The organism is Acinetobacter sp. WCHAc060042 (genome assembly GCF_003231195.1).
Taxonomy (GTDB): domain Bacteria; phylum Pseudomonadota; class Gammaproteobacteria; order Pseudomonadales; family Moraxellaceae; genus Acinetobacter.
Map to the genome: position 1 here is coordinate 1 of NZ_QKVN01000077.1, position 5,238 is coordinate 5,238.

The following is a 5,238-nucleotide window of genomic DNA, read 5'->3' on the forward strand; positions in this document are numbered from 1 at the left end:
TCTCCAAGCGATATAACGTTTAGAAAAACCTTCACGTAACAATGTATAAATCTGATATCGTTCTTCTTGGGTAAGATGAGTATAGTTCATGATGCAACTTTGACTTTGGTCGGTCGGAAGCAAAATGCTAGCTCATCTTGCTTCTTTCCAATAATTTAATCTCTGTTGCACTTCATTTGAGAATCTAAGTTAAATAAAAAAACTAGAAGAATGCAGCCTTTTTCACTATGATAAAAAATGATGAAAATTAAAATTTAACGCTCTATGAACACCCTTTCCTTTACTCAGTCTGAACATACCCGCGAAGAAGTTTTATACTTTATTCAGCACTCCTTAAGTCCAGAGTTATGGAAATCAAATACTCAAGTGGTCCATGCACTAAAGCAGGCAACAGGAGATCATGCCTTATTTAAGCATCCTATCCTTACACGGTTGCACCAATGTCAACTGACCCTTGAGCAGTTAAAATTAATTCATCTGAATTATTTTACAGCTATTGTCAAGAATTTTACCGATGCCTTAAGCATGGTGATCTACCAAGCATTACAACTTGAAAACAACAGCAATATTAAGGCACAAGACCGTATTGCGGCAAAGATATATGCGCGTTATCTACTCTCACTCAATCTTTTTGATGAATTGGGTTTTAACACGCATCAACTTGAACAAAGCTCCCCTGCAAAATCGCACTTGGTTTATTTTTTAAAGCTGATGCAACAACTCAAACTCGATGTCACTGACCAAAAACAAACTCAAGCCGAAGCATTCTCTCTTACACAGTTTATTCAAGAGCATATTCATTCTTATGCAGACTTATTGTTGATTTTGGCTTGTACTGAACTGCAAGTGATTAAGTTCAGTGAAGCACTCAGAACAAATCTCGCGGTGTATGATTCTTCGTTTACCAATGGTTATTATGCATGTCATGGTATTGCTAAAGCCAGTGACCAAACTCTTGCAAACGATGATAATCATGAAGACGATATTTGGTTGCTATTCACACAAAGCTACCAACCAAAAGACGAGTCATATTTTAAACAGCTTCAAGCTGAATATTTAAATCTGTGGAATGACTTTTGGACAAAGATGTATTTGCATACTCACTAATTCATCTTAATAGCTGTACGTCCATGTACACTCTCATATTCGTCTTGAACATGCAGAAGTTCCATCCTATGGAGTGTTAAACTTCAAACTACTGTAAGGCTGTAAACCGAATCTTAAACGCTAAACATATTCGCAATTACATCCTATTCATATTCTACAGTCGAATTTTCTAAAACGCTCTTTTTCCGCTCAGCTAATGCCTTAGTCACGACTTGATAGCCAGCTGTCAAACCTAACGTTGCCATAATACCTGCAACAATCATATCGGGCCACATACTTCCTGTCCCAAACACACCTATAGCTGCAAAGATAACCGCCACATTTCCAATCGCATCATTTCGACTACAAAGCCAAACCGATTGCATATTCGAGTCCCCTTCGCGGTAAGCATATAAAATGACAGCACAAACCACATTCGCAAGCAAAGCAATCACACCAATCACGCCCATAGTCATAGCTTCAGGCGGAATCCCTAGCACATAAGCATAAATCACTTTGCCTATCACAACTAAGCCAAACAACGCCATGGTTATACCTTTCAGCAAGGCTACTGTCGCTCGCCAGTATAAACTCGCACCGAGCACTGCCAGTGAAATACCATAATTCACCGCATCACCAAAAAAGTCTAAGGAATCAGCCCATAATGATGATGAATGCGCATAAGCCCCACCAATGAGTTCTACCACAAACATAGCTAAATTAATAAATAAGGCAATCCATAATGCCGTTCTAAATTTACTATTCGGCTTTTGTGGTGCGGGTGTACAACTACAAGAAGAACACGCCATATTAGCGACCTCTATCACTACTTGATCATTTTATATTATGATTAAAAACTATGGAGTCACTCTAAGGTCAAGCAAAATGAATCAACAAAACTCATCTCCTGTTTATTTAATAAAAGACTTAGTCCAAAAAACTGGCTTAAGTGCCGATACCATTCGTTTTTATGAAAAGAAAAATTTATTAGAACCTTCTTTTCGCGGGGACAATAACTATCGCTATTATCAAGATGAGGCGCTTAAACGACTCATTTTTATTAAACGTTGCCGTGCGCTGGATATCTCACTCAAAGAAATTGAATATCTCATCCAATTGGAGCAGAACCCACAACAGGACTGTAGCGCGGTCAATCAATTGATAGATGAGCATTTAAAACAAGTCGAGCAAAAAATAGTTGAACTAAAAAAATTCCAAATTCAGTTGCAACAACTGCGTCAATCCTGTGCCACGCTATCAACCATTGATGATTGTCAAATTTTAAGGCAACTTGAAGCGGAAACTTCTGACGAATAGCAGAACCTTGACATGCCTGATGGCTTAACTTCACTTTTATGCCTAGTCTTCACTTTCTTTCATCTAAATATGCAAAGACTCATATAAAATTTTTAACTTTTCTTTTTCAAATCACCATGAATTTTATATGAGGCACTTTATTTTTTTAATTTCTATCTTTATAAAGACATCATTCTTCACTCAAAGAAATATTATTTATTATTTAAAATTAAATCCTTGAATAAAAATTTCTTATACTCACTAGCAGTTAAATTCCGAGTTTTTTACTAGGTTGAATCTATTTTTTAAAGCACTACAATAAAACCATATTTTTTTTATGCCTTAGTTTGATCATGAGCATTTCCCACGTTACTGAACTTCTTTCACCGGCTGGTTCGCTTAAAAATATGCGTTATGCCTTTGCCTATGGTGCAGATGCAGTCTATGCAGGACAACCCCGTTATAGTTTACGTGTGCGCAATAATGAATTTGATCATGACAATTTAGCTATCGGCATTCAAGAAGCGCATGACTTAGGCAAAAAGTTTTATGTGGTCGTCAACATTCAACCCCATAACTCAAAGCTCAAAAACTTTATTCGTGACCTCACACCTGTGGTTGCGATGCAACCCGATGCCCTGATCATGTCAGATCCAGGCCTGATTATGATGGTACGTGAGCATTTTCCAGATATGGATGTGCATCTTTCTGTTCAAGCCAATGCTGTCAACTGGGCTACTGTGAAATTTTGGAAAAACATGGGACTGACTCGTGTCATTTTGTCCCGTGAATTATCCATTGATGAAATTGAAGAAATTAAGCAGCAAGTGCCAGACATGGAAATTGAGGTTTTTGTGCATGGTGCGCTATGCATGGCGTATTCAGGACGTTGCATGCTTTCAGGCTATATGAATAAACGTGATGCCAATCAAGGGGCATGTACCAATGCTTGCCGTTGGGAATACAAAGTCCATCAGACTACGCAAGATGAAAATGGCGATGTGATCCCCGTTCAAAATCTGAATACAAGCTCCAACTGCTGTGCAAATTCTGATGTTGATGAAGTGCATATGCAAGCACAACATCAGTTCGATGAACCCGTATTATTACAACGTCATGATGAAGACATGTTTGCTGCTGAAGAGGATGAACATGGTACTTACTTTATGAACTCAAAAGACTTGCGCGCGGTGCAACATGTTGAGCGCTTAACCCATATGGGCATCCATTCTTTAAAAATTGAAGGACGTACCAAGTCTTATTTTTACTGTGCCCGTACTGCTCAAATTTATCGCAAAGCCATAGATGATGCGCTCGCAAATAAGCCTTTTGACCCATCACTCATGACACAACTCGAAGGTCTGGCGAATCGTGGTTATACCGAAGGTTTTTTACGTCGCCACGTACACAGCGAATATCAAAACTATGCAAATGGCTCATCTAGTTTTGACCATCAACAATACTGCGGTGAAATTGTAGAGCGAAATAGCGATTATCTGAAAGTCGATGTCAAAAACCGTTTTGTGGTGGGCGATGTACTTGAACTCATGACCACGTCAGGCAATATCACCTTTAAGTTGACAGAAATCCTCGATAAAAAAGGCAATCCAATACTTGAAGCGAAAGGCTCAGGACATGTAGTTGAAATACCTGTTCCTGCTGATGTTGACATGCGTTATGCCCTACTCATTCGTAATTTACCGCATTCAAGCACTGATATTTCAGCGCCTGCATTGGCTTATGTTGCAAGCTGACTGGGGATAATGCCATGGCACTACGAATAACAGATGCATGTATTAACTGTGATATGTGCCTTCCTGAATGCCCCAATACTGCTATTTTTGAAGGTGACAAGATTTATGAAATAGACGTCAGCCGTTGTACAGAGTGTGTTGGTTTTTATGACACCCAAACCTGCGTCGATGTTTGCCCAATTGCCTGTATCGAGCCACACCCAGAACACATGGAAACTCAGCAACAACTGTTAGAAAAATTTAAAGGATTGAACTTATTTAGCGTCTAACCTTGGGGAAAGTAGAAAAGAAACCGAGTACTGACCACACTCAGAGTTTCAAAACAAAAACTGGGCAAAGAATAACAATAAACAACAACTAAATGAAAAAGCCAAAGTGATCTGGGGAACACTTTGGCTTTTTCTTTGCCCGAAATCATCATTCCAAAAAAAAGGAACTCAGGCTGTTAGCGACCAGAGTTCCTATAAAAGTATAACTAGAGCTTAGTCATACAACATAAAGGGAAAAAGCCAACGTAGATTTTGGGAGAGCATTGGCTTTTTCATTTCACACTTACAGCCCAGAACGAATAATATAATCAAAAGCAGACAGAGATGCTTTCGCGCCCTCACCTGTAGCAATGATAATTTGCTTGTAAGGCACAGTCGTACAGTCACCTGCGGCAAATACACCTTTGACATTGGTTTCATTGCGATCGTTAATCACAATTTCATTACGATTTGAAAGCTCAACCGCTGTTTCTTTTAAGAAATCGGTGTTTGGTAATAAACCAATTTGTACAAAGATTCCTGCAAGCTCAACCGTATGTTCTACATCGGTTGCACGGTCTTTATATTTCAATGCTGTCACTTGTGAACCATCACCCACAACTTCGGTTGATAGGGCGTTCAGGATGACTGTGGTGTTAGGCAAGCTATGCAATTTGTCTTGCAACACTTGGTCAGCACGTAGTTTGGTATCAAACTCAACCAAAGTTACATGTTCCACAATCCCAGCAAGATCAATTGCCGCTTCGACACCTGAGTTCCCCCCGCCAATTACGGCAACACGTTTGCCTTTAAACAGTGGGCCATCACAGTGTGGACAGTAAGCAACACCACGA

The 5,238-nt window shown here is 39.3% G+C and carries 7 protein-coding genes; 4 read left to right on the forward strand and 3 right to left on the reverse strand.

Features of this window, described 5'->3' with window-relative positions:
• Positions 1-90 (reverse strand): helix-turn-helix domain-containing protein (locus DPG01_RS19100; protein WP_162622370.1); only part of this gene is annotated, 90 nt, incomplete at its 3' end.
• A gap of 174 nt (positions 91-264) precedes the next feature.
• Here DPG01_RS19100 and DPG01_RS17995 point away from each other — a divergent pair.
• Complete coding sequence (locus DPG01_RS17995; RefSeq protein WP_110975966.1) at positions 265-1,107, forward strand: hypothetical protein; 843 nt, start codon at positions 265-267, stop codon at positions 1,105-1,107.
• A 143-nt stretch (positions 1,108-1,250) separates the two neighbouring features.
• On the opposite strand, the gene DPG01_RS18000 is transcribed toward DPG01_RS17995, so the two are convergent.
• A complete protein-coding gene (locus tag DPG01_RS18000) occupies positions 1,251-1,895 on the reverse strand; it encodes a cation transporter (protein WP_110975967.1) in 645 nt (214 codons plus the stop codon).
• Positions 1,896-1,971: 76 nt separating this feature from the next.
• Between DPG01_RS18000 and DPG01_RS18005 the strand changes: the two genes are divergently transcribed.
• The 3 genes from DPG01_RS18005 (at position 1,972) to DPG01_RS18015 (ending at position 4,405) form a co-directional block, all read left to right on the forward strand.
• Positions 1,972-2,403 (forward strand): Cd(II)/Pb(II)-responsive transcriptional regulator, encoded by a 432-nt coding sequence (locus tag DPG01_RS18005; RefSeq protein WP_110975968.1) that lies wholly within the window; start codon positions 1,972-1,974, stop codon positions 2,401-2,403.
• Between the two features lie 332 nt (positions 2,404-2,735).
• Positions 2,736-4,136, forward strand: coding sequence for a tRNA 5-hydroxyuridine modification protein YegQ (yegQ, locus tag DPG01_RS18010; RefSeq protein ID WP_110975969.1), 1,401 nt, complete (start codon positions 2,736-2,738; stop codon positions 4,134-4,136).
• A 14-nt stretch (positions 4,137-4,150) separates the two neighbouring features.
• The gene (locus DPG01_RS18015) at positions 4,151-4,405 is read left to right on the forward strand and encodes a YfhL family 4Fe-4S dicluster ferredoxin (protein ID WP_110975970.1); all 255 of its coding nucleotides are present in this window, start codon (positions 4,151-4,153) and stop codon (positions 4,403-4,405) included.
• A gap of 283 nt (positions 4,406-4,688) precedes the next feature.
• On the opposite strand, the gene DPG01_RS18020 is transcribed toward DPG01_RS18015, so the two are convergent.
• The coding region (locus tag DPG01_RS18020; RefSeq protein ID WP_162622371.1) for an FAD-dependent oxidoreductase at positions 4,689-5,238 on the reverse strand (550 nt) is incomplete at its 5' end.

Coding starts and splice junctions, on each gene's coding strand:
- DPG01_RS18000 (WP_110975967.1), bottom strand. CDS start 1,895: ATGGCGTGTTCTTCTTGTAGTTGTACACCCGCACCACAAAAGCCGAAT.
- DPG01_RS18015 (WP_110975970.1), top strand. CDS start 4,151: ATGGCACTACGAATAACAGATGCATGTATTAACTGTGATATGTGCCTT.
- yegQ (WP_110975969.1), top strand. CDS start 2,736: ATGAGCATTTCCCACGTTACTGAACTTCTTTCACCGGCTGGTTCGCTT.
- DPG01_RS18005 (WP_110975968.1), top strand. CDS start 1,972: ATGAATCAACAAAACTCATCTCCTGTTTATTTAATAAAAGACTTAGTC.
- DPG01_RS17995 (WP_110975966.1), top strand. CDS start 265: ATGAACACCCTTTCCTTTACTCAGTCTGAACATACCCGCGAAGAAGTT.